This is a genomic window from Phytoactinopolyspora mesophila (genome assembly GCF_010122465.1).
Taxonomy (GTDB): domain Bacteria; phylum Actinomycetota; class Actinomycetes; order Jiangellales; family Jiangellaceae; genus Phytoactinopolyspora; species Phytoactinopolyspora mesophila.
Genome location: NZ_WLZY01000002.1, coordinates 453565 through 477145, shown reverse-complemented (window position 1 = coordinate 477145; position 23581 = coordinate 453565). Strand labels below are relative to the sequence as shown.

At 67.1% G+C, this 23581-nt stretch carries 20 protein-coding genes; 11 read left to right on the top strand and 9 right to left on the bottom strand.

Annotated features, from left to right (window positions below; genetic code table 11):
* Position 1 precedes the first annotated feature (1 nt).
* From F7O44_RS08375 to F7O44_RS08355, 5 genes are all read right to left on the bottom strand, one after another.
* Positions 2–1261, bottom strand: coding sequence for a bifunctional RNase H/acid phosphatase (locus F7O44_RS08375; protein ID WP_162449759.1), 1260 nt, complete (start codon positions 1259–1261; stop codon positions 2–4).
* A gap of 15 nt (positions 1262–1276) precedes the next feature.
* Entirely contained in the window at positions 1277–2020 is a 744-nt protein-coding gene (locus F7O44_RS08370; RefSeq protein ID WP_162450066.1) for a zinc ribbon domain-containing protein, read from the bottom strand.
* Positions 2010–3191 carry a Nif3-like dinuclear metal center hexameric protein gene (locus F7O44_RS08365; RefSeq protein ID WP_162449758.1) on the bottom strand — a complete coding sequence of 394 codons (1182 nt, stop codon included), beginning with the start codon at positions 3189–3191 and terminating at the stop codon, positions 2010–2012. The genes F7O44_RS08370 and F7O44_RS08365 overlap by 11 nt, the downstream gene beginning before the upstream one ends.
* A gap of 74 nt (positions 3192–3265) precedes the next feature.
* The gene (locus F7O44_RS08360; RefSeq protein ID WP_162449757.1) at positions 3266–3820 is read right to left on the bottom strand and encodes a Uma2 family endonuclease; all 555 of its coding nucleotides are present in this window, start codon (positions 3818–3820) and stop codon (positions 3266–3268) included.
* 229 nt (positions 3821–4049) lie between these two features.
* Positions 4050–4598 carry a PadR family transcriptional regulator gene (locus F7O44_RS08355; RefSeq protein ID WP_162449756.1) on the bottom strand — a complete coding sequence of 183 codons (549 nt, stop codon included), beginning with the start codon at positions 4596–4598 and terminating at the stop codon, positions 4050–4052.
* A 47-nt stretch (positions 4599–4645) separates the two neighbouring features.
* Here F7O44_RS08355 and F7O44_RS08350 point away from each other — a divergent pair, with 47 nt between their 5' ends.
* Positions 4646–5455, top strand: a complete 810-nt coding sequence (locus F7O44_RS08350; RefSeq protein WP_162449755.1) for an SGNH/GDSL hydrolase family protein — start codon at positions 4646–4648, stop codon at positions 5453–5455.
* Here F7O44_RS08350 and F7O44_RS08345 read toward each other — a convergent pair.
* Both F7O44_RS08345 and F7O44_RS08340 read right to left on the bottom strand, forming a co-directional pair.
* Positions 5406–6869 carry an HTTM domain-containing protein gene (locus F7O44_RS08345; protein ID WP_162449754.1) on the bottom strand — a complete coding sequence of 488 codons (1464 nt, stop codon included), beginning with the start codon at positions 6867–6869 and terminating at the stop codon, positions 5406–5408. The two genes, F7O44_RS08350 and F7O44_RS08345, sit on opposite strands and share 50 nt — an antisense overlap.
* Before the next feature lie 79 nt (positions 6870–6948).
* A complete protein-coding gene (locus F7O44_RS08340; RefSeq protein ID WP_222851178.1) occupies positions 6949–7869 on the bottom strand; it encodes a TIGR03564 family F420-dependent LLM class oxidoreductase in 921 nt (306 codons plus the stop codon).
* Between the two features lie 126 nt (positions 7870–7995).
* On the opposite strand from F7O44_RS08340, the gene F7O44_RS08335 reads away from it, so the two are divergent.
* Positions 7996–8937: a LysR family transcriptional regulator gene (locus tag F7O44_RS08335; protein ID WP_162449753.1), complete on the top strand. Its 942-nt coding sequence runs from the start codon at positions 7996–7998 to the stop codon at positions 8935–8937.
* Between the two features lie 42 nt (positions 8938–8979).
* Here the strand turns inward: F7O44_RS08335 and F7O44_RS08330 are convergent, their stop codons facing one another.
* Complete coding sequence (locus F7O44_RS08330; protein WP_162449752.1) at positions 8980–11379, bottom strand: beta-xylosidase/alpha-l-arabinosidase; 2400 nt, start codon at positions 11377–11379, stop codon at positions 8980–8982.
* 301 nt (positions 11380–11680) lie between these two features.
* On the opposite strand from F7O44_RS08330, the gene F7O44_RS08325 reads away from it, so the two are divergent.
* The gene (locus tag F7O44_RS08325; protein ID WP_162449751.1) at positions 11681–12700 is read left to right on the top strand and encodes a LacI family DNA-binding transcriptional regulator; all 1020 of its coding nucleotides are present in this window, start codon (positions 11681–11683) and stop codon (positions 12698–12700) included.
* A 119-nt stretch (positions 12701–12819) separates the two neighbouring features.
* Here F7O44_RS08325 and F7O44_RS08320 read toward each other — a convergent pair whose 3' ends face one another.
* Positions 12820–14883 carry a glycoside hydrolase gene (locus tag F7O44_RS08320; RefSeq protein WP_162449750.1) on the bottom strand — a complete coding sequence of 688 codons (2064 nt, stop codon included), beginning with the start codon at positions 14881–14883 and terminating at the stop codon, positions 12820–12822.
* Between the two features lie 256 nt (positions 14884–15139).
* Here F7O44_RS08320 and F7O44_RS08315 point away from each other — a divergent pair, with 256 nt between their 5' ends.
* From F7O44_RS08315 to F7O44_RS08280, 8 genes are all read left to right on the top strand, one after another.
* A complete protein-coding gene (locus tag F7O44_RS08315; RefSeq protein ID WP_162449749.1) occupies positions 15140–16477 on the top strand; it encodes an ABC transporter substrate-binding protein in 1338 nt (445 codons plus the stop codon).
* Complete coding sequence (locus F7O44_RS08310; RefSeq protein WP_222851177.1) at positions 16458–17426, top strand: carbohydrate ABC transporter permease; 969 nt, start codon at positions 16458–16460, stop codon at positions 17424–17426. Before F7O44_RS08315 ends, F7O44_RS08310 begins: the two co-directional genes overlap by 20 nt.
* 3 nt (positions 17427–17429) lie before the next feature.
* Positions 17430–18260 (top strand): carbohydrate ABC transporter permease, encoded by an 831-nt coding sequence (locus tag F7O44_RS08305; RefSeq protein ID WP_162449747.1) that lies wholly within the window; start codon positions 17430–17432, stop codon positions 18258–18260.
* Between the two features lie 2 nt (positions 18261–18262).
* The gene (locus tag F7O44_RS08300; RefSeq protein ID WP_162449746.1) at positions 18263–19348 is read left to right on the top strand and encodes a LacI family DNA-binding transcriptional regulator; all 1086 of its coding nucleotides are present in this window, start codon (positions 18263–18265) and stop codon (positions 19346–19348) included.
* A gap of 82 nt (positions 19349–19430) precedes the next feature.
* Positions 19431–20417, top strand: a complete 987-nt coding sequence (locus F7O44_RS08295; protein WP_222851176.1) for an RNA polymerase sigma factor — start codon at positions 19431–19433, stop codon at positions 20415–20417.
* A gap of 72 nt (positions 20418–20489) precedes the next feature.
* Positions 20490–21041 carry an NUDIX hydrolase family protein gene (locus tag F7O44_RS08290; protein ID WP_162449745.1) on the top strand — a complete coding sequence of 184 codons (552 nt, stop codon included), beginning with the start codon at positions 20490–20492 and terminating at the stop codon, positions 21039–21041.
* A 200-nt stretch (positions 21042–21241) separates the two neighbouring features.
* Positions 21242–22873 carry a flavin monoamine oxidase family protein gene (locus F7O44_RS08285; RefSeq protein ID WP_222851175.1) on the top strand — a complete coding sequence of 544 codons (1632 nt, stop codon included), beginning with the start codon at positions 21242–21244 and terminating at the stop codon, positions 22871–22873.
* An 11-nt stretch (positions 22874–22884) separates the two neighbouring features.
* Positions 22885–23553 carry a Rid family hydrolase gene (locus F7O44_RS08280; RefSeq protein ID WP_162449744.1) on the top strand — a complete coding sequence of 223 codons (669 nt, stop codon included), beginning with the start codon at positions 22885–22887 and terminating at the stop codon, positions 23551–23553.
* The last annotated feature ends 28 nt before the right edge of the window (positions 23554–23581 follow it).

Genomic DNA, 23581 nt, shown 5'->3' with positions numbered 1-23581 from the left:
TTCAGGGGCGGTGGTTGAACCCTGCCAGCGTGCTGGTGCCGTCGTCGTACAGCTGGATCTCGGTCACCGAACCCGGCGCGGGCTGCAGGCGGAGGACCGACGACGGCGGCGCCTCTAGCGTGCTGCTCGCCAGCACCCGAATGGGCATCGAATGCGTGACGACGACGACGGTCCGCCCGGTGTAACGCGCCACGGTACGGTCGCGCGCCCCGGTGATGCGGCCGAACAGGTCGTCCAGTGATTCCCCGCCGGGTGGGGCCGCCGTCGTCGTCGAGAACCATGCCGCGAGCTCGTCGGGGTACCGCTCGGTGATCTCAGCCAGCGTCAACCCTTCCCATGCGCCGAACTCGCATTCACGCCATTGCTCGTCCACCGCGATGTCGGCCACCCCGAGCCGGGCGGCTATCACCCCGGCGGTCTCGCGGGTGCGCTGCATCGGCGACGCGACGACGATCGGTGAAGCGGCTGCCGCCCCTGACTCCGCCGTGCCGGAGAGTGTGGCCGCCAGCACATCGGATTCAGCCAGGAATTCAGCCGCGCGTTTGGCTTGCTGCTGCCCGACGTCGTCCAGCGACGGCCCGACGGCGCCCCCGCCGCTGAAGACACGGGCTTTCGTCATCGGTGTCTGGCCGTGCCGGACCAGGACAAGCGTGGTCGGAGGGCCCAGCTCAGACGACCACACGGCCATGAGGCCGCCGGTCTGTTCCGGCTTCTCAGCGGCAGGTTCTGCCGGCCCCGGCTCCACCGGGAAAGTCTCCGGCGGCGCCGTCTCGACAAACAGCTGCTGCGTCTCCGCGGTGGCGGAGCCAAGCTGGGCGGGCGGCTCGGGCGGCTCGGGCGCGGCAGGCGCCGCTCGCGGTTTGCCGTCCAGCGCGTCATTGAGCAGCCGGTCCGCGGCTGCGTTCTTGGCCCGCGGCACCCAGGTGTAGGTCACCTGCCCGGGCGGGAAGATCCGCTGCGCTTCCAGCGCCAACGGCCGGAGCCCGGCATGTTTGATCTTCCAGCGGCCCGACATCTGTTCCACGACGAGTTTGGAATCCAGACGTGCTTCGACGGTCGCGTCCGGATCGATCGCGTGCGCGAGCCGCAGCCCGGCGATCAGCCCTCGGTATTCAGCGACGTTGTTGGTCGTGTCGCCGATGGTTTCGCCTATCTCGGCCAATACTTCGCCAGAGGCGGCCGCCCGCACCAGCGCCCCGAACGCCGCCGGGCCTGGGTTGCCGCGCGAGCCTCCGTCGGCTTCGACAATCAGTTGAGTCATATCAGCGCCGGCCGTCTACAGGCCGGAGTCAGGGACGCGGACCAGGATGCGGCGGCATTCGTCATGCCGGATGACCACCTCTGGAGCGAAGCTGCTGATCCGCTTGAGCTCAGCGGCGTCCAGCTGCATCTGGCAACCCTCACACGTCCGCCGGCGAAGCGCCGCGGCTCCGATGCCGTTCTGCGAGGCCCGGATCTTCTCGTACAGGGCCAGCAGCTCTTCGGGAAGCTGCCCGGCCAGCTCGGATCGCCGGACGCGGGCGGCTTCGGCTTCCTGGTCGATCTCGGCCCACTTGGCGTCACGCGACTGTTGAACCTCACGTACCCGCTGTCCGAGCTTCTCCCGCTCTGCCTTGAGCGTTTCGGCCTCGTTCTGGGCCTGCTCGAGGCGCTCCATGATCTCGAGCTCGGCGTCTTCGAGGTCGGACTGCCGCCGGTTCAGTGACTCGATTTCTCGCTGCAGGCTTTCCAGCTCTTTGGGCGAGGTGACCTGGCCCGCGTCGAGCCGTTTCTGGTCGCGCGACTTGCGGGTGCGCACTTTCTCGACGTCGGCGTCAGCGCGCTTCTGCTCACGCTCGAGGTCGGCGACGGTGGTCTGCGCCACCACTTCAGCGTCGCCGAGCCGCGTGTGCTCGGCGGCCAGCGACTCGACCTCGGCCACTTCCGGCAGCGTCCGCCGCCGATGTGCCAGCTGGTCCAGTTTCAGGTCCAGCGCCTGCACATCGAGGAGCCGGAGCTGGGTTTCAGGGTCAGCGTTCAGGGGTGGTCCCTCCCTCGAGCACGGACGCCCCGGACGGGCGGGACGGTACGTGCAGCGTCCACGGATCGGTGGGTATCGCGGATACGCGAGTCTCCACCGTAGTACCTCCGGAGGCGAGGTCGTCTCGCAGCCGGTCAGCGGCATGCGCCAGCCACGGCCATTCGCCGGCCCAATGGGCGACGTCCACCAGCGCCGGCCCGCCACCGGCCAGCGAGTCCGACGCCGGGTGGTGGCGGAGATCGCCGGTCACGTAGACGTCGACGCCGGCCCGTCGGGCGGCGTCGAGCAGTGAGTCACCCGCACCGCCGCAGACGGCCACCGTGTGTACGTGCGCCTCGGGATCGCCTGCGGCCCGGACGCCGGAGGTGGTCGCCGGCAGCGCCGCGGCGACCCGCTCGGTGAACGAGCGCAGCGTCTCGGGTTGATCGAGGACGCCGATGCGGCCCAGGCCGGTCGCGGCCGGCAGCGCGGCCAGATCGTAGAGGTCGTAGGCCGGTTCCTCGTACGGGTGGGCCGCTTTCAGAGCCGTCAGGACGTCGCTGCGCAGTCGCCGGGGCACGACCATCTCCAGGCGGTACTCGGCGACCTCTTCGACCGCGCCCACCGAGCCGATGGTGGGGTTGGCTCCGGCGCCGGGACGGAACGTGCCCGTGCCCGTCGTCATCCAGGCGCAACGTTCGTAGTTGCCGATCACCCCCGCGCCGGCGGCGGTCAGGGCGTCCAGCACTCCCCCAGCGTCGGGTTCGGGCACGAAGACGATCAGCTTGTCGTGGGGCTCGCTGAGATGCGGGCTGAGCGGGCGCAGCTCGCGCAGCCCCAGCGCGGCGGCCAGTGCGTCGTTGACGCCGGACTCCGCGCTGTCGGCGTTGGTGTGCGCGGTGAACAACGCGATGCCGTTGGAGATGAGGCGATGTACGAGGCGGCCTTTCGGCGTCGTCGCCGGGAATCCGTGAACAGGCCGCAGAAACAGCGGATGGTGGGTGACGACGAGGTCGGCGCCCCACTCGATCGCTTCGTCGGCCACATCGGCCACAGGGTCGACGGCGAACAGCACGCGACGCACTTCCGCGCCAGGGTCACCGCAGACCAGGCCGACAGCATCCCAGGATTCGGCCGTTGATGATGGGTAGTGGCGTTCGAGTACGGCCAGGACGTCAGCTAACTGTGGCACAGTCGATCAGCCTAGTGGTCCGGTGTTCGCACGGTCGAGTCCACCTGGTTTGTGGACGGCGCCGCCGCGCGCAATCAACCGGCGACGAGCGACGCCGGGACCACGGTGACCGGAAACGGGTTGGCCAAAGCCACGGACGTGTCCCGATCGCCGTAGCCCACCTGCACGTACTCACCGTCCCGGAGATCGTAGGCGACGATCGACGGCTTCGACGGATCGACGATCCAGTAGGACTCGACACCACCTTCGGCATACTTGGCGAACTTCAGCGTTGTGTCGCGTAGACGACTGCTCGCCGACATCACCTCCACCGCCAGCCGCAGCGGAGCGGTGATCAGTTTCTCGCCGATGTCTTTCTTGGCGACCACCAGGAGGTCGGGTTCGAGGGAGTTGCGCTGGTCTGGTTGCCAGTCAAGCGGCGCGAAGAAGACCTCGAGGTGTGATGGGCAGGCGGCCTCGAGGGCAAGCGTCAGCTGCCGAACCGCTCGCTGGTGGATCGGCGTGGGTGCAGGGCTCACCAGCAGCATCCCGTCGACGAGCTCGTACCGCAGCCCATCGTCCGGTAGCTGGGTGAGGTCGTCGACCGTCCAGTCGTCAGTGGCACGCGGCATCACCGCCATAAGAGTCATGGTGCCCCCTCCCGGGCCGGAATTGCCAGTGATCATGACCCACTTGGCAGCCGTTGCCAAGTCCGTTGTCCACAACCCCGCCAGGCACGGTCACTGGCCGTCATCGCGGCGCCCCATTCCCGGTGATCGTGAGCGGATTCTGGTCGTAATTCGGAGGTAAAACCCCAGGTGAGCTCCCTGACCAACGACCAGAATCCGCTCACGATCACCGGGGAATGGGGAGCCTGCTCTAGCGGGACCGGAGCACCTGCAGCGCCCACTCACACCACTCCAGGGTGTCCTGCTGGAACCGGATGCCGCGCCGGCAGTTCAGGTACGGGCCGAGATGCCGGCTGGTACGCACGAACGTCGCCTCGTCCCGCCCACCTAGGATCTGGCGCTCGAGCTCCTGCAAGGTAGCAAGCTTCTGCTTCGCCTGCTCGGCACGGCGTTCGATGCCGTCACGAACCACCTCAGCGTCGAGGGTGTCGATCGCCTGGACAGCAATCATCAGGTCGTCACGGCCGACCGGGAGCCCTTTCGGCGCGGCGGCGAACTCCGCCAGCACGGCGAGGCCGTCGTCGGTGATCGCAAACATCCGTTTGTTCGGGCGGGACTCTTGGATCACCTCTCGGCCCTGAACCAACCCGGCCTCGCTCAACCGCGCCAGCTCCGCATAGACCTGCTGCGGCTTGGCATGCCAGAAGTTCGCCACACCCAGCTCGAACCGCTTGGCCAATTCGTAACCACTCGCCTCGCCGTGCACCAGAGCCGCGAGAACCGCATGTCGGAGAGCCATGAATACACCCTAGCCAACAAGATGATTAGTCACTAGATTGATTACTCATGAATCTGACTATCACTCGACTCGTCGTCTGCGGCGACAGCCTCTCCGTCGGCGTCGGAGATCCGGCCCCCCGCGGCGCACGTCAGCCAGGCGATCTCTACGGATGGGTCCACCACCTCGTGGAGCGCCAACCCACACTCGAACTCGTGGCCAACCTCGCACGGGTCGGTGCGACGGCGAGCCGCGTCCGCCGGACCCAGTTGCCGCTCGTCGCCCAGCACACTCCCGACATCGTCTCGTGCATCATCGGCGTCAACGACGTCATGTCCTCCGGGTTCGACGCCGACGCCTTCGAGGAGAACTACGACGCCGTCATCAGCGGGCTGGCCGGCATCGCCACCCGCGGAGTGTTCACGGCGACCTTGCACGACGTCGCGGCGGGCCTGCCCATCAGCGGCCGTCGCCGCGCTGCTCTGAGGTCCCGGACGGCCGCGGCGAACGCGGTGATCGAACGGGTCGGTGAAAGATACTCGACCTGGCTGTTCGACGTCCGTATCGGCGCGACGATGGGTGAGCTAAACATGCTCAGTGCCGACAGGCTGCACCCGAACGGTCGAGGCCACCAATACCTTGCCGCCCACGTCGCCGAGGTGTTGGGCCGCCACGGCGCCTGCCCGCCCGGCATGGCGGCCACCATTCCGCCGCCCTGGCCTGCCCATCGGCGAATCGCCCACGGCGTCAGGCACGCGCGCTGGCTGATCACGAATGTGTTGTGGCCCCGGTGGAACCGTTCATCTCCCCGTGGTGATGGCGAGCGGATCACCAGAGACAGCGCGCCCGCTCCGGATCGACGATGCGGTGCGCGATGAAACGATGAGAGACCGGATGCCGCGAAACCAGCTCTGGGTTCTCCAACGCCTGCGCGTGCTCGACCACTTCACCGGCGCGCTCGTAGCGGATGCTGGCCTCCGGATCGCCGGCCAGCTCCCGGCGGAGCTCGTGCCAGGTCACCAGCCGCCCGCCCGCGCCGATCCGGTTCAACCGTGCGTTGGAGGATTCCATCACCAGCACGAGGTCGTCCTGTCCCGTCGCCATCGGCAGCCGGGGAAACAGCAAGTGGTTCGACGTCATCTGCTCGGTCTGCAGGTTGCTGTACATGGTGAAGACCGATCTCGTCTTCCCACCCATGTACGGCGAGGCTGCCGTCGCCACCAGAAGCACGACGCACGACAGGTATCCCAGCCGGGACACGGACAGTACCGGTCCTGGCGGCCAGATAGGAGCCGCGCGGGGCCACCGGTTCTTGACGGCCCGCCAGGCGGCGTCAAGCAGCAGTGCCCCCAGACCGACGGCCACCGGCGCGAGAACCAGCCAATTGCGGTTACCCGACCAGGTCGCGACGTCGGTGCCGACGCCGGCCACCAACGATCCGGCGAGCACCGCCACCGCGATCAGGCCCATCGGACGTGCGCCCTTGATGCGCGTGAGGCGTTGCGGGAGGAGACCCAGAGCTCGGCCGGTCAGGTGCACACCGGCCGGCGCGGGCAGGAACAGGAAGACGAGCGCGAAGAGCACGATCGTGAAGTCGATGGCCGTCGAGCTCGGGCTGAGCGACATGCCGAGATGGAACAGCACCACGACGCCTACCCCAAATGCCCTCGTCGCCGGAATCAGCAACAGCACCGGAATCAGCAGCTCCGTCCCGGCGATCACGAACGGCAACGCGGCCTCGATCGCCTGCGGGATGTCCGGCACCCGCACCCGGCCGTCGAGCACGGCGGTCGCGTCGTAGAACATCGACACCGCACAGCTCTCGACGACGTCGAAGAAGCCGTGGTTGAGCTTCGCGAGCGCGGCGGCACCGTAGGCGATCACTATGGTCAGCCGGATGTAGGCGACCGCGGCGCCCGGCAACACCCCCGAGTCGGCGGCACGCCGTCCGCCCATCAGCACCGCTACAAGCACACCGAGGTTGACGAACCCCATGATGATCATGTGGTTGTCCGTCACCGGCAGCTTCGTGAACAGGTAGACGAGCTGGATACCGGCGAGCATCCCGAGCCGCAGCCGGGAGCGTGGGTTGCCGAGCACCAGGATCGCCGCGATCAACAGCAGCCAGACGAAGACGCTGCCCGGGTCAGCCTTACGGAGCAGGTGCGCCAGGTGAGCAACGCTCCAGAGAACGCTGAAGACCACGACTTGCTGGGATGCCGGGTTCGTCATGGCACCAGCCCCAGCGGGCGGGGCGGCCGGCAAGGTGTCACCGGCCGCTGTCCGCGTCATGGCCCGGCATATTACGGCATGCCGGGCGATTCGGAATAAACGCCCGCAACGGACAGTCCGGCCCCTGTGACGCCCGCCGTCAGCGGACGGCTCGCGCGTCGCCGGTCAGCTCGGGCAACAGCCGCGCCGTGCGGGCCTGGTCCGCCGCCGCCCCCACCGGCACCGCCATGAACTCGGAGACTCCCGCCTCGGCATAACGGCGGATGGCCTTCGCGACCACCAACTCGTCGCCCGCGATCACCAAGTCGCCGGGCCCACTGACGCCTTCACGCTCGAAGGCCGCACGGTAACTCGGCAGATCCCGCGTCATCCCCAGCCGCGCGTTCAGCAGCTCTCGGGTGCCGTCGGGGTCATCGGTCACAGCGACGGGCATCTGCGCGATGATCTCTGGCACAGCACGCCCGGCGCCCTCCGCGGCACGCCGCAACGCAGGCACGACCTGCTCGATCACCGTGTCCGGTGTGACCCATGTCGTGATCACACCGTCAGCGAGTTCACCGGTCAGTTGCAGCAACTTAGGACCCATCGCTGCCACCACCACCGGCGGCGGCTCGGCGCCGGCCAGCTCAAGCTGGCCGACGGCCGTCCAGTCCGTGCCGTGATACGACACCGGCTCACCGCGCAACAGCGGAATCAGCACGGACAGGTACTCACGCAGGTTCCGCGCCGGTGCGGTGAACGGTATGCCGTACTGCCCTTCGACGATCGGCGCATGGCTGGGCCCCAGCCCCAGAACGAGCCGGTTGCCCGTCATCGCCTGGATGGTCAGCGCTTGGGCCGCCAGGGCGAGCGGGTGCCGGGGATAGCTGCGGACAACCGCGGAGCCCAGCCGCGGCGACGCGGCTTCCCGGGCGGCGACGGTCAGCAGGGTGAGCGGATCCCAGTTTCCCACCTCACCGAACCACAACGTCGAATAACCCGCGCCGTCCGCCGCCCGCACGGCCGTCTCGATCTCGTCCGCCGGCAGCCCGGACACCTCGAGCCACATTCCGATCCGCATCGTCCAACCTTTCCTTTGTGACCGACCTTCTTCCTCGAGTGAGGACGAAGGAATGTGCCCGACCAAGACGCAGTTGACCTACACAGCGATCACGAATCCTGATCGTTCGACGTCAGAGGGGTGAACATGGAGCTGCGGCAACTTCGTTACTTCGTCACGGTCGCCGAGCACCTACATTTCGGCCGGGCGGCACAACAGCTACACATCGTGCAACCCGCCGTCAGCCAGCAGGTACGCCGGCTGGAACGTGAGCTCGGAGTCACCCTGTTCGACCGGTCACCACGCCAGGTCCGCTTGACGCGAGCGGGTGAGCGGCTGCTTCCGGAGGCACACGCCGTCCTCGCCGCCGCTGACCGCACGGCGGCCGTTGCTGCTGGGCTCACCGCCGCCCAGCAGGGCACGCTCCGGATTGGCACAAGCCCCGGGCTGAGTTCACGCCTGGCCGGCGGCCTGGATGTGCTCGCCAACCAATGCCCGGACATCGACGTCCAGCTCGATAGCCGGCCCGTCGGGCAGCAGCTGGAATCCGTGCGCAACGGCGACCTCGACGTGGCGTTTCTCCGGGGCATGCCTGGGAAGCTGGCCGAGGACTCCACAATCAACGCGGTGCCCTTGCTCGAGGAGCCGGTGCGGATCGCGCTGACCGCCACCCATCAACTTGCGACACGCCGCCGGCTACGCCTTCAGGAACTCGCCGAGCTCCCGCTCCGGCTGCCCAGCCAGAAATGTGATCCGCTGCTGCACGCCTTCGTGCTCGACGCCTGCCGCCGGGCCGGCTTCGAACCGCGGCGCGGGCGGCCGTCGGGCAGCACACCGGACACCCTCGTGGAAGTCGGTGCGGGCAGCCCGGCCTGGACGCCGCTCTACGGCGACGCCGATCAGTTCGCCACCAGCGACAAGATCACGGTCCTGGAGCTCGATCCGGCGCTCACCGTCACGGTCTCGCTCGTCACCTCGGCGACGCGGGCGCCCACCTGCGTCGAGGCACTGCACGACGCGTTCACCTCGCCCGCGCCCGCCCCCACCTCCCCTGGTGGTCACCGCCACGCACTCGCCGCACTGCGGTGATCGACAGAATGGCCGCGCGGGATTCAGTGTCAGGGTGAGACGTCAGGAGACCTCGACGTCGGCGGTCAGGTGGCGGTCGAATCCAACCACTCGTTCCGGGCCGGTCAGCGTCACCTTGACGACGTGGGTGGTGTCGAGGCTGGAACGCGCTAGCCGGAACTCCAGATCACCTGGTTCCACGACGCGGTCACCGCGCACCCCAGTGAACGCGGCGAGATCGGCGTGCAACCCGAAGGTGACCCGGCGCGCCTCACCAGGTTGCAAGAACACCCGCGAGTAACCGACCAGCTTGGCCTGCGGGCGAGTGACCTGCGCGACGGGGTCATGCAGATACACCTGAACGACTTCGGCACCGGCGAACTCGCCGGTATTGCAGATCCGCACGGACACCGTGACCGATCCGTGGGTCGGGACCTCGATCGGTCCGGCGTCCGGCAATGGCTCATCGGCCCCGCCCACGTGCACGTCGTCCCATGTGAAGGTCATATAGCTGAGGCCGTGACCGAACGGATACAGCGGTGTGGGGTCGATATTGCTGACCTCCGAGCGGTGCCCGAGGGGCGGCGCCAGATAGGTGAACGGCTGCCCGCCTGGGCGCCGGGGCACACTCACCGGCAACCGGCCAGACGGACATACCCGCCCGGACAGCACACCGGCCACTGCCGCACCGCCTTCCTCCCCCGGGAAGAACGCCTGAACGACGGCGCTCACCCGATCGGCGACCGCTCCCAGCGCGTACGGACGACCCGCCAACAACACCAGCACCACCGGGGTACCCGTGTCGGCCATCGCCTGGATGAACTCTTCCTGGACCCCGGGCAGGCGCATGTCCTCGGCGTCACAGCCCTCACCGGACGTGCCGCGACCGAACAGTCCCGCGCGGTCACCGACCACAACTACGCAGACGTCGGCCGAACCGGCCGCCTCGGCCGCGGGGGCAAAACCGCTGCGGTCGTCTCCCGCGACGTCGCACCCGGCAACGTGCACGATGCCGGCGTCCGGAAGCTCAGCGCGGATGCCGGAAAGCAGCGTGGCGATTGGGGGCCCCTCCGGCTCGCCGGTCTCGGCTACAGCGTGCCCGAGGTGACTGGCGAAGGTGTAGCAGCCGAGCATGCCCGCGGTGTCGTCGGCGAGTGGGCCGACGACGGCGACCCGGGCGGCGGGCGACAGCGGGAGTGAGCCGTCATTGTCCAGCAACACGACTGAGGCTTCAGCGATCTCACGGGCCAGCCCTCGCGCCTCCGGCGGGTCGAGGTCGATCCCCTGTTCCGGTGCGGACGCCGGGCCCGGCTCCGGTGTCCAATCCGGATCGAGCAGCCCGATCTCGATCTTCTGCGTGAGCACCCGCCGGACGGCACGCTCGACCAACGCCTCGGGAACGGTCCCCGCGCGCACCGCCTCGAGCAGTGGCGTGCCGTAACAACGCACGCCCGGCAACTCCACGTCGATGCCCGCGGCAAGGGCCAGTGCGGCTGAGTCCACCGGGGAGCCCGCCACACCGTGCTCGATCTCCAGGAAGGAGATGCCGAAGTAGTCGGAAACGACGGTGCCGGCGAAACCCAGGCGGTCCCGCAATAGGTCCGTGAGCAGTGACACGTCCGCGGCCGACGGCACGCCGTCGGTCTCGGTGTACGAGGCCATCACCGAGCCGGCGCCGGCTCGCAGCGCCATCTCGAACGGTGGGAGGAAGACGTCGGCGAATTCCCTCGGCCCTATCCGCACCGGTGCGTGGTTCCGGCCCGCCTCGGAGCCCGAATACCCGACGAAGTGTTTGAGAGTGGCGACAATGCCGGCCGACTGCAAACCTCGCACATACGCCGTGCTCACGGTGCCGACCAGGTAAGGGTCCTCCCCGATGCTCTCCTCGACGCGCCCCCACCGCGCGTCACGGACCACGTCGAGCACCGGAGCAAGCCCTTGATGCACCCCGACCTCGCGCATCGACCTGCCGATCTGCCCGGCCATCCGCTCCACGAGGACGGGGTCGAAGGTGGCCCCCCAGGCCAGCGGCGTCGGGTAGATGGTGGCGCCGAACGTCATGAACCCGGTGAGGCACTCTTCATGCACCAGCGCCGGGATACCGAACCGGCCGGCTTCGACGACGTCACGCTGCATACGCGCAAGAGCCTTGGCGCCGTCACCGGGTTCGACCTTGGCCGTGCCGAACGGCCGGGTGAACTGTCCGAGCCCGTACCGGATCAAGGCCTGGAAGTCGAGGTCGGCCTCGATCAGCGCATGCTGGTGTGGCGCGACGTCGTCCCCGGCGGGGTCGCCCCCGACCCACACGCTGTAGAGCTGTGCGACCTTCTCTTCCAGGGTCATCGCCGCAAGCAACGCGTTCACCCGGTCAGACACCGGCAACGACGCATCACTCCAGGAGCCGTGTTCGGCTGTTGCCGTCGGTGGGTCGCCGATGGGCTCGCCAGCGCCTTGAATCTGCATGAGTCTCGCTCCGTCATCCTGTTATCGATAATTTTCCGGTCAGTATGTCAGATGTCTCGTCGACGCAGAGGCATTCGCACTCTCCACATCGCCCGGGCTTGCCAGTGTATTGCCATGTCAGCAGCACCTTAGCAGTTGATCCTGGCGCCTCCGGAACTTTCGGAATGCCACCGAAACGTTTGGCTCCGCTGCGCATGCTCCCCCGCGAACCCACGCGCGTTTCAATGGGTCCGGTCGAGGCGACGCGCCTGGAACCCGCACCACCACCTGGCTCAGCAGCCACGGGGGCGATAATGGAACGATGAACGCCACGGGCGAGCGCAAGGTCACCATCAGCGCCATTGCTGACGAAGCCGGCGTCTCGATACCCACCGTGTCCCGCGTGCTCAACGGACGCTCCGATGTCGCCCCCGGCACCCGAAAACGTGTCGAGGAACTTCTTCGCCGCCACGGATACCAGCGCCGATCCGCCCGCTCCCCCGTCAACACCCGGTTGATCGATCTGGTCTTCAACGATCTCGACAGCCCGTGGGCCGTCGAGATCATCCGCGGCGTCGAGGAGGTCGCGCACAACGCCGGGGTAGGCACGGTGATATCGGCCATCCACCGAAAGTCCGAGCCGGCCCGGACCTGGCTCGAGAACCTGCGCATGCGGGCCTCCGGCGGTGTCATCCTCGTGAACTCCACTCTCGACTCATCGATGCACCAGGAACTACGCCGCCTCGATGTGCCACTCGTCGTCGTCGACCCGGTCGGCGGGCCCGTGCTCGACGCCCCCACCATCGGTGCCACCAACTGGGCCGGCGGCCTGTCGGCCGTCGATCACCTGATCTCTCTCGGACACCGTCGTATAGGCGTCATCTCCGGCCCACGGAATCTGATGTGCAGCCGGGCCCGCCTCGACGGCTACCGCACCGGCATGGAGACCGCCGGGATCACGCTGGCCGACGACCTCATCTGGGAGGGCGACTTCTACCACGAGTCCGGGTTCAAGGGAGCCCAGGCATTTCTCGCCCTCGCTGACGCCCCGACGGCCATCGCGGCCTCGAGCGACCAGATGGCCGCCGGAGCCTACGAAGCCGTGCGCCGGCATGGCCTTCGAATACCCGACGACGTCAGCGTCATCGGATTCGACGATCTGCCCGAGGTGCGCTGGGCGTCCCCGCCACTGTCCACAGTCCGCCAACCGCTGGCTGAAATGGGTGCGCTGGCCGCCCGGACGGTGCTCCGGCTGGCTGCCGGTGAGCCCGTCGAAAGCCCGCGGCTCGAGCTTGCCACCAGCCTGATCATCCGGGACAGCACCGCCGCTCCATCCCGGTGATCACCCGGGATGGGTGGGCCCCGGACCGGGCCCTGGGGTTGGGCGGAGTGGGCCCGGTCCGGGGTGGGCTGCCCACAGGTGGAGCCGCGGCAGCCCAGGGCGGGCCGGGTTCAACGAGGTCAGTCGCTGAACTCGGCGTAATCCAGGTTGAACATCCGCAGGTTGTGCCTCGGATGGTTCTCGAACACCAGATACATGTCGTGGACCCCGTAAGCGCCGCCGTCGGAGCTGGTGTCGATATCGGTGGACACCGTGATCCACTCGTCAGGACACAGGCCCGTCCACGGGCGACGACATGCATCGGGATCGTCGGCGGCAGGCACTTCCAACTCGCCCACGACCGGTCCGGAACGCGGGTCACCGAGCCGGACCGAGATGGTCCCGCCGGCCATCGGCGCCACTCGGGCGTGCATCCGGAGTTCACCCATCTGCTCGACGAACCCTGCCGCGGAGCCGTCGGCGAAGTTCACGTTGGAGTACTCCAGATGGGTCCCGTGCCGGATGTTGGTGATCATCGACCCGCCATCCGGGTTGTCGGTCACTTTCAGCCCCGGCGACTGACCGTCGTTCTCCTCGGCCGGGTAGGTCGAGAAGACGTCCCGCATCGCGGGCAGCGCCGGCAGCTCGAAATTCTCCGGAATGAACGTCGTCACGCTGGATCCGCGCAGCGCCACGGTGAATTCTGCGTCACTCACCGCGACCGGATCGAGCTTCTTGAGATTCTCACTGGCCGACGTGCGGTACGGCACCACGGCGTCGACATCGGCCGGGAAGCCGTCCAGGTCGAACCGGATCGTGTGGTCGTCGGTGCCGTTGTTGACCGCGACGACCGTGAAGTTCTCCGTCTCCGGGTCCTTGTACGCCGTGACCAGCACGTCGTCCACGGGCCGGGCGTCCGCGCCGATCATCACGTATCCAGGCTCGAGGAAGCGGCTGTAGTTGCCGAACGCGTAGTACCTCTTGAAGACCCGGATCTCACCGGTCTCAGTGGGGTTGCCACCCTGCGGGGACCCGTCGTTCTGCAGCCTGATCAGGTTCGACCCGTCGGCACCGCTGTTCGACGCCGGCCACCACCAGAAGTACGCATTCAGGCTGACCTGGTCGAACATGTTGCCGATCAGGTTCGCGTACCGTAGACCGTCGGTGATCGTGTTGTTCACGAACAGCCGGTCCCGAGGTGCGCCATTGTTCATGTACTCGGTCTGCCAGATCCGCTTGCCCAGTTCATTCGACGTGGTCCACCGATCGGGGTTCGGGGCCGTCTCGCCATCCACCAGACCGGTGTAGGCGTGGGCGGCGACGACGTCGACGAAGTCCACGGTCTGCGGGTCGTTCAACGCCGGGCGCACCCATTCCTCCCCGAAGCCGACGGCCTCACCGACGACGATCTGCGCCGGCACGTCGCGTTCGGCGAACGTCGGCCCCAGGTAGTCACGCACGAACACGTTGAGCTCTTCCGGGGTCCATTCACTGCTGGAATAGCCCGTGCTCAAGTCCGGCTCGTTGGTGGGCGAGATGTAGCCGATGTCGATGTCGAAGTGTTCCTTGTACCCGAGCACGTATTCGGACAGGTAGTCGGCAAACTCCTGGTACATGTCGTCACGCAGCCGGTTGGGCCCGCCACCGGTTGCGCTCTCGTTTTCCTTCATCCAGGCCGGCGGGCTCCATACGCTGGCCAGGACCGTGTCGACGCCGCGCTCCTTCGCCTCCTTCATCAACCAGATCTGATAGGCGTCGAAGTCGTCCTTCACGTCCTCCCAGTCCGGGTCGTCCCAGACGAAAACACCCGGTTCGGGCATGATCGTCTCGGTCGGGCCGTCGTAGATGTCGTCGCCCCATTCGTCGATGCTGCCGTCGCCGACCATCACGCGGACGATGTCCAGCCCGATCCCGTCTTCCTGGTTGAAGATCATGTCCAGGATCTGCCCACTGAGCGGGTCGCCGAGCCGCTGAATCGAACCGGCCTTGTGAAAGGCGAATGCGCCGCCGAAGCCGTCCACCTCCTGCCGTACGTCGTTCCAGTCGATGACAGCCGACGATGTTGAACCGCCGGTGTCCACGGCGTTCAAGTCGTCGGTTGGTGAAGCGCTTGCCGCGACCTCAGGTCCTTGCGACAGCGCACCACCGAGTACCAGCGCCAGCCCTGAGCCGACGGCAAGGGCACGAGCGAACGTCGATGTCACGTCGTTGACCTCCCTTAGCGATGTACCGAGAAGTTTCCGGAACAGTCTGCAGCAATCCGGTCCCGGTGACTAGGGTTGATTACGAGATTGTCTCGTTCTCCATGCTGCCTATCTAGGGGTTGACCTGGACAGAAAGCCGCCTGTAACGTACCCGAAACTATCGGAACTTTCGCTGCTGCATGGCAGCTGAGTGCAGGTACTTGGACATCGGCCGCAAGCAACGCGGCCACTTGAGCCTCATCAGGAGGACAGACAGATGACAGCACCCAGGACCATCCGCCGCCGGACGTTTCTGGCCGGACTCGGCGCGGCCGGCGCGGCAGCGCTGACCACCAGCGCCTGCGGCGGCGACGACGCCGGCAACGAGACCACCGTCGACCCCGCCGATGCAAGCGGCGAGATCGACGTATGGGTCTTGCACGAGGATGCGCTGAACCCCGTCAGCCAGGAGTCCCTGGACCGCTTCTTCGGTGCGGAAGACTCGAACGTGCAGGCCGAGCTGATCACCGAGCCCAACGACAGCTACCGCGATGTACTCCAGACCATCATCGACAGCAACCAGCGGCCCGATGTCTTCTTCAACTGGGGAGGCGGCAGTATCCGCTCGTACGCCCGGGCCGGCCTGCTCGAAGACCTCACGCCATATCTCGAAGCGGATCCGGAGTTCAAAGACTCGTTCCTGCCGGCCGTGCTCGACGCCGGCCAGATCGACGGCGCGTACTACGGCATCCCGATGCGCACCGTGCAGCCCAAGCTCATGTTCTACAACACCGCCGTGTTCGACGACGCCGGCATCACGGTGCCAACCAACTGGCAGCAGTTCCTCGATGCCATCGACACCTTCAGCAGCGCGGGGATCACACCAGTCGCCCTGGCCGGCGCTGATGCCTGGACCCTGCTGATGTGGGTCGAGTACCTCACCGACCGGATCGGCGGCGAGCAGGTATTCCTGGACATCGCTGAGGGCACCGGCGAGGGCTGGCGGCACCCGGCCATCACCCAGATGGTCGACACCATCCGCGACCTCGTGGACCGGGGCGCCTTCGGCACGGCTTTCGCATCGGTCCAGTACGACGGCGGGCCGGAGCCGATGCTCGAGGACGGCCTGGCGGCGATGCACCTGATGGGCGCCTGGGCCTATACCAACCACCTGAACGACGACCCCGAGTTCACCCGGAACAGCCTGGCCTGGGGTCAGTTCCCGGCCATCGAGGGCGGCGAGGGACACCCGGACAACATCGCCGGCAACCCCACCAACTACTTCTCGGTCCACGCCGACTCCCCGCTCAAAGAGGTCGCCATCGAGTACCTGAAACAGGAGATGGCCTCCGACGCATACGTGGAGGACCTGCTCAACATCGGCGACATCCCCGCGGTCGCCGACATCGAGTCGCTCATCGAAGGCCACGAGCACGAGGATTACTTCAGCTTCATCTACAACATGGTCGCCAACGCACCCAGCTTCCAGCTGTCCTGGGACCAGGCGATCGAACGTCCGCTGTCCCAGCCGATGCTCGAAGCCATCGAGAACGTCTTCCTCGGAAATCTCGATGCGGAAGGTTTCATCAAGGCCAATGAAGACGCAGCTGGATAGTTCCAAGGGCGGGCCACCCGAAGCGCCCTCGCCGCCGCGAACCGACCGGTCGCGGCGGCGAGCGGCGCCGGACAACGGACCGCGCCCTGGCCCCCTCTACATCCTTCCCGCCGTGCTGTTCTTCGGCCTTTTCGCCGTCGTGCCGCTCATCCTCGTCGTGGTGCTCTCGTTCTCCTCGTGGCCGGGATTCGGCAGCATCGAATGGACCGGGTGGGACAACTGGCAACGGTTGATCAACGACGGCCGGGTCCTGGAGTCGACCCGGATCACCCTGATGCTGACCGCGCTCACCTGGATCACCCAGACGCCCATGGCGATCGGTATCGGGGTCTGGGCTGCCGGTCAGCAGCGGAATCGGGCCATCCTCTCGTCCATATTCTTCCTGCCGCTGCTGCTGTCCTCCGCCGCGATCGCCGTGCTGTTCCACCGGTTCCTCGATCCGAACTTCGGGATGGCCCGCGACTTGGGTCCGCTGATCGGCTTCCCGGACGGGAACATTCTCGGCACGTCGCACGGAGCGTTCCTGACGGTGCTGTTCGTCAGCGCATGGCAGTGGGTGCCGTTCCATTCGCTGCTGTACCAGGCCGGTGCCCGCAACATCCCCACCACGCTGTACGACGCCGCCATCATCGACGGCGCCAACCGCTGGGACATGTTCTGGCGCATCAGCTTGCCACAGTTGCGGCACACCATCGTGACGTCGTCGGTGATCATGATCGTAGGCTCGCTGATCACCTTCGAGACGGTCCTGCTGCTGACCGGCGGCGGTCCCGGCGGTGCCACTCGAATCTTGCCCTACCTGATGTACACGGCGGGGTTCGAGCAGTTCGAGATGGGCTACGCCTCCGCTATCGCGACGGTGCTGGTGGTCGTGGCCACGGCGATCTCGCTCGTCATCGTCCGGTTCTCCGGGTTCACCAAGATGCGTTCGACGCTGGAAGGTATGTAGCCGATGCTTCGCCGATCCACTACCAGGCCCAACTGGCTCGCCGGCGCGCTCGCCACCATCTGGCTGGTCATCATCGGTGTGCCGATCCTCAGCATGATCGTCTGGAGCCTGACCACCGAGCGAGCCTTCCGGGACGCCGGGCCGCTGGCGCTGCCGAGTGTCTTCACGTTCGACAACGTCGCCAATGTGATCGACCGTGGTTTCCCGCTGTTCTACTGGAACACCGCGATCATCACGGTGGGCAGCATTGTCTTGGCGCTGGCGCTGGCGCTGCCCGCCGCGTACGCGATCGTGCGTTCCAACAACTGGCTGGCCAGCGCGTCGTTCCGGATGTTCCTGCTCGGCCTCGCGATCCCCGCCCAGGCAGTGATCATCCCGCTCTATCTGATCGTGACCGAGATGGGGCTCTACGACACCCTGATCGCGGTCATCCTTCCCACCGTCGCGTTCAGCCTGCCACTGGTCATCCTGATCCTCTCGGGCGCCCTGCGGGACGTGCCCCGGGACATGTACGAGGCGATGGCGCTCGACGGCGCGGGCTCATTCCGGATGCTCATCAGCGCGGTCATACCGGTAGCACGCGGCGCCATCTCCGCGGTGGGCATCTTCATCGGGCTTCAGGCGTGGAACAGCTTCATCTTCCCGCTGATCTTCATTCGCAGCCAGGAGAACCGCGTGGTCACGCTGGGCCTGCGGACCTTCCAGCAGGAATTCGGCATCGACATCCCCGGGCTGATGATGGCCGTCCTGTTGTCCGCCGTGCCGGTGTTCCTGCTGTACTTGTTCGCACGCCGGTGGCTCATCGCCGGGCTGGCCGGGGTGGGAGGAAAGTAGAGATGGGGGCGTTACCGCCGCGAGACCCGTCGGACAATGCAGTCCTGTCGCCGGACGGCAACACCGACGGCCGCAAGGTCACCATCAGTGTGATCGCCCAGGAAGCCGGGGTCTCGGTCCCGACCGTGTCCCGCGTGGTCAATGGCCGCTCCGACGTCGCCCCCGACACCCGCCGCCGCGTCGAGCAGCTGCTCAACCGTTACGGCTACAACCGCCGTGCGCTCCGCACTCAGGCCAAGCCGAGCGCTCGGCTGATCGACCTCGTCTTCAACGATCTCGACAGCCCTTGGGCCGTGGAGATCATCCGCGGAATCGAGGACGTCGCCCACAACGCCGGACTCGGCACCGTCGTCTCGGCTACCCACCGGGAGCCGGTGGCCGCGCGGCAGTGGCTGCAGAACCTGCGTGCCCGCGCCTCTGACGGCGTCATCCTCGTGAACTCCGACCTCGACTCCCCGGTGCAGGAGGAACTTCGCCGGCTCAACGTGCCGATGGTGGTGGTCGATCCGGTAGGCGGTTCCCCGCGCAACACCCCGACCATCGGTGCCACCAACTGGGCCGGCGGGCTGTCCGCTGTCGAACACCTCACGGAGCTCGGTCACCGCCGGATCGGATTCATCTCCGGTCTGCGACAGATGCTGTGCAGCCGGGCCCGAATGGACGGCTATCGGGCGGGGCTGGAGGCAGCGGGCATCACACCCGACGATGCCCTGATCCGCGAGGGGGACTTCTACCACGAGTCCGGCTTCCATGGCGGGCGTGCACTGCTGGAGCTGGACGATCCGCCCACGGCGATCTTCGCCTCGAGCGACACGATGGCCTTCGGTGTGTATGAGGCGGTTCGGCAGCGCGGCTGGCGGGTTCCCGACGACGTCAGCGTCGTCGGCTTCGACGATCTGCCGGAGACGCGATGGTCTTCCCCGCCGCTGACGACGGTGCGCCAGCCGCTCGCCGAGATGGGCGCCCTCGCCGCTCGCAGTCTGCTCCGGCTCGCCGCAGGCGACACCATCGAGAGCCCTCGGGTTGAACTAGCCACCGACCTCACTGTCCGGGAGAGCACAGTCCCTCCTCGCCGCTCGTCCGGCTGACCGGAACGTTTCGGTGATCGTTGCCTACGAGGCGATTCTGGCGCATCTACGCGTCGTGGCGAGCCTGCCCATCTAGTGTCGTGTGATCACAAACACGGGGGGAAGTCTGGAGCGTCATACAGCCGACACCGACGACACCCTGATCCTGCTGTTCATGTGCTGCCATCCGGCGTTGTCGCTGTCGTCGCAGATCGCGCTGACGTTGCGCGCGGTCGGAGGCTTGACCACGGCGGAGATCGCTCGTGGTTTCCTGGTGCCGGAGGCCACGATGACGCGGCGGATCAGCCGCGCCAAGCAGCGCATCAGGAACAGCGGCTTCCCGTTCGCGATCCCCCGAGGCCCGGAGCGCACCGAACGACTCGCGGCCGTCCTTCATGTGCTGTACCTGACGTTCACCGAGGGCTACGCCAGCACGTCCGGGCCGAGCCTGCAGCGCGTCGAACTATCGACCGAAGCCATCCGGTTGACCCGGCTGGTTCACCGGCTGCTACCGGAGGAGCCCGAAGTCACTGGCCTGCTGGCCCTGATGGTACTCACCGACGCCCGCCGCGAGGCCCGAACCGGGCCGGATGGCGCGCTGATCCCGATGGCCGAACAGGACCGCAGCCGCTGGAACACCGACTACATCGATGAGGGCATAGCGCTGATCAGCGCGGCGTTGCCGCACGGACCGACCGGCCCTTACCAACTCCAAGCGGCCATCGCCGCCCTGCACGATGAAGCCTCGAGCTTCGAGACCACCGACTGGCCACAGATCCTGGCGTTGTACGAGCTTCTCCTGCAAGTCTCCGCTAATCCGGTAGTCGCGCTGAACCATGCCGTAGCGGTGGCCATGGTGCAGGGCCACGAGGCTGGACTACAACTATTGTCCGGGCTGGCACAGGAAGAGCGGATCGCCGAGGACCATCGGTTCCATGCGGTGCGGGCACACCTGCTGGAGATGGCCGGCCAGCCAGACGCCGCTCGGGCCGGCTACCTGGACGCGGCAGCCCGCACGTCGAGTCTCCCCCAGCAGCGCTACCTCCATGCCCGGGCAGCCCGCCTCGACGCCCCTCCCCCGTGTTCATGATCACGTTCATGACGACGAGGGACTTCGGGGCCACGCCCCGCCCTCCCTCCGCTCGTCCGGTAGAACAGAGGCATGAACCAAACTGCGGTCGACACGCACGAGAACTGGCTTGAACCAGAGGATCTCGAGCTGGCCAGGCGCCGGCTCCCCATTCTCTACATCAACGCGGTCCCGGTCCGCGTGGACGATACGGGGGTTGTAACCTCGATCGGGCTTCTGTTGCGCGCCACGCCCGATGGCGACATCCACCGCGAACTGGTCGCCGGGCGGGTGCTGTTCCACGAGCGCGTTCGCGATGCGATCGTCCGCCATTTCGAGAAGGATCTCGGACCGATGTGCCTGCCTCGGATCCCGATCTCGCCCGTGCCGTACACGGTGGCCGAGTACTTTCCCACCGCCGGCGCGTCGGCCTATCACGATCCGCGCCAGCACGCCGTCGCACTCGCCTTCGTCGTCCCCGTAGCTGGAGACTGCGCTCCCCAGCACGATGCACTGGACCTCGCTTGGCTCTCACCGACGGAGGCCGCCGACGACGCGCTCCAGAACGAGATGCGGGGTGGCCACGGCTTGGTTCTGCGGCAGGCGCTGGCCCACCTCGGGCTCCCTCCGGCACAGTCCGCCTGATGTACCTGGATCTCCGCCGGCGCTGGGGAGGCTTCATGGCCTCACGTAACGGTTTGGAGTGCGTACGGGCGCCGAAACGTTACGTGAGGCCATGAAACTTCGGCCAGGTGCGTAACCGATCGCTTACCCGAGCGAAACGGTCGAGATCACTCAGCCTCTGATGATGGGCATGCCCGAAGCCAGGCATTTCGGGACGATTCATGACCATCATGGGAGGCCGCGTGGAAATCGCTCCAGGAACGCCGCAGGGACTGAGCAGACGACGATTCTTGACCCGCGTGGGTATGGCCGGTGGCGCCGCGACGCTATACGGCTCCATGGCGGCGCTCGGGCTGACCGCAGGCCCGGCCGCGGCCGACGAGTTCCGCCCGCCTCGTCAGAACGAACTGCCCACGAACGCGCGCGGCCGAACGAGCGTCGTCATCCTCGGAGCCGGGATCGCCGGCCTGACCGCAGCCTACGAGCTGCAGAAAGCCGGCTACGACTGTCACATCCTGGAAACCAGAGACCGTCCCGGCGGCCGCATCCGCACCATCCGCGGCGGCGACACGCTGACCGACACCGACGGCGTCACCCAGACCGCCGAGTTCGACGACGGCCAGTACTTCAACGCCGGTCCGGCCCGTATCCCGAACCACCACGTCACCCTCGACTATTGCCGTGAACTCGGTGTTTCGATCGAAGCTCTGGTCAACGCCAACGCCGAGAGCCTCTACTACCACGAGAACACCGGCAGCACCGACTACGGCCCGCTGGCCAACACCCCGATCACACACCGCCAGGCCAAGGCCGACTACTACGGCTACGTCTCCGAACTACTGGCTACCGCCGTCGATCAGGGCGCTCTCGACGACGTCTTGAGCACCGACGACGCCGAGAGACTGATCTCGTTCGCCAACAGCTTCGGTGACCTTCGGGGAGGCAAGTACGTCGGCAGCGGCCGGCGCGGCTACACCGAGGCACCCGGCGCCGGGCACACCTCCGGTGTCTTCGACGAGCCACCGCCGATGTCCGCCGTGTTGCACAGCCAGATGGGCAACCGGTTCTCCTTCGAGTTCGGGTTCAACCAGGCGATGATGATGTGGCAGCCGGTGGGCGGGATGGACCGGATTCCGTTCGCCATGGCCGACGCCGTCGGCAAGAAGAACATCACCTACAACGCCACAGTCACCGAGATCCGCAACACGTCGTCGGGGGTCGTCGTCGCCTACACTTCCGGACGGCCCGGCCGGACGCGCACCATCCAGGCCGATCACTGCATCGCCACCATCCCGCCGATGGTGCTGCGCGACATCTCGTCCAACCTGTCCAACGAGACCAAGACCGCACTGGCGGTTCCGACAGGCGCGAACACCGGAAAGATCGGACTGCAGTACAAGCGCCGCTTCTGGGAGGAAGACGAGAAGATCTTCGGCGGCATCACCGCCACGAACATGGACGTGGCCGGGATCTGGTATCCGTCGTCCGGCTTCCTCGGCCAGAAGGGCGTCATCGTCGGCTACTACTCCGGCGCCTACACCGACCTGTCCATTGCTGAGCGGGAGGAACGCGCCGTCGCGCAAGGGGTGAAGATTCACGGCGACGCCTACCGCGACGAGCTCGAGACGTCGTTCTCCATCGCCTGGACCAAGGTCCCGGAGGCACTCGGTGGGTGGGCCAACTGGCCGAACCCGCGCGGGGACGCCTACGAGCACTTGCTGAAGCCGGACGGCCACATCTACTTCGCCGGAGACCACCTCAGTCACAACATCGGTTGGCAGGCCGGCGCGATCGATTCCGCCCGCATGGCCGTCATGAACCTCCACGAACGCCTCGTCGCCACCGCGGCATGAAAGGGATCCCTATGCGTACCCGTCTACGCTCCGGCCGAGTCCGGTTGCTTGTCGTCGCCCTGTTGTCCAGCCTGGTCACCCTGGGAGTCGCCGGCGTGGTCTCAGCCGATCTGCGGTTCAAGCCGCCCAACCCGAACGAAGTGCGGTTCAACCTCCCCGAACCCGTGGAAGCGCCTGACCCGTTCCTGGCCGGCGGCGTCTCGATCGGCAGCGGCGTGCCGATCTACTTCTCCAGCGGAATCGGGCCGGCCGCGCGCAACACCGACGCCCCCGCCGGAACCCCAGAGCGCTACATCGACCCGGCCCAGTTCCCTGGCGGCGAGTTGCCCGACGGCGTCACGGTCACCGAGGCCCAAGGCATGAACGCGATGGCCCGGATCCAGGAGAACCTGCAGTCGCAGGGGCTGAGCCTCGCCGACGTCACCAGCATGCGGATCTACCTGGAAGCACCGCCCGGCGCGGACCGGGCCGACTACAACGGCTGGAACCGCGCCTACCGGAAATGGATGGCGAACGTCGACCGGGTGACCGGCGAGGTGATCGACGCCTACGCTCCGGTCGAGTTCGCCAACGAGGTCCGTCCGTCGCGGACCAACCTCGAAGTGGCGACGCTGCCCGTCGCCGGCTGGCTGGTAGAGATCGAAGTGGTGGCTACTTACCCACACGGGCGCCGCCGCTAGAGCGCGGCTCTCATGGACCGGCGGCGTC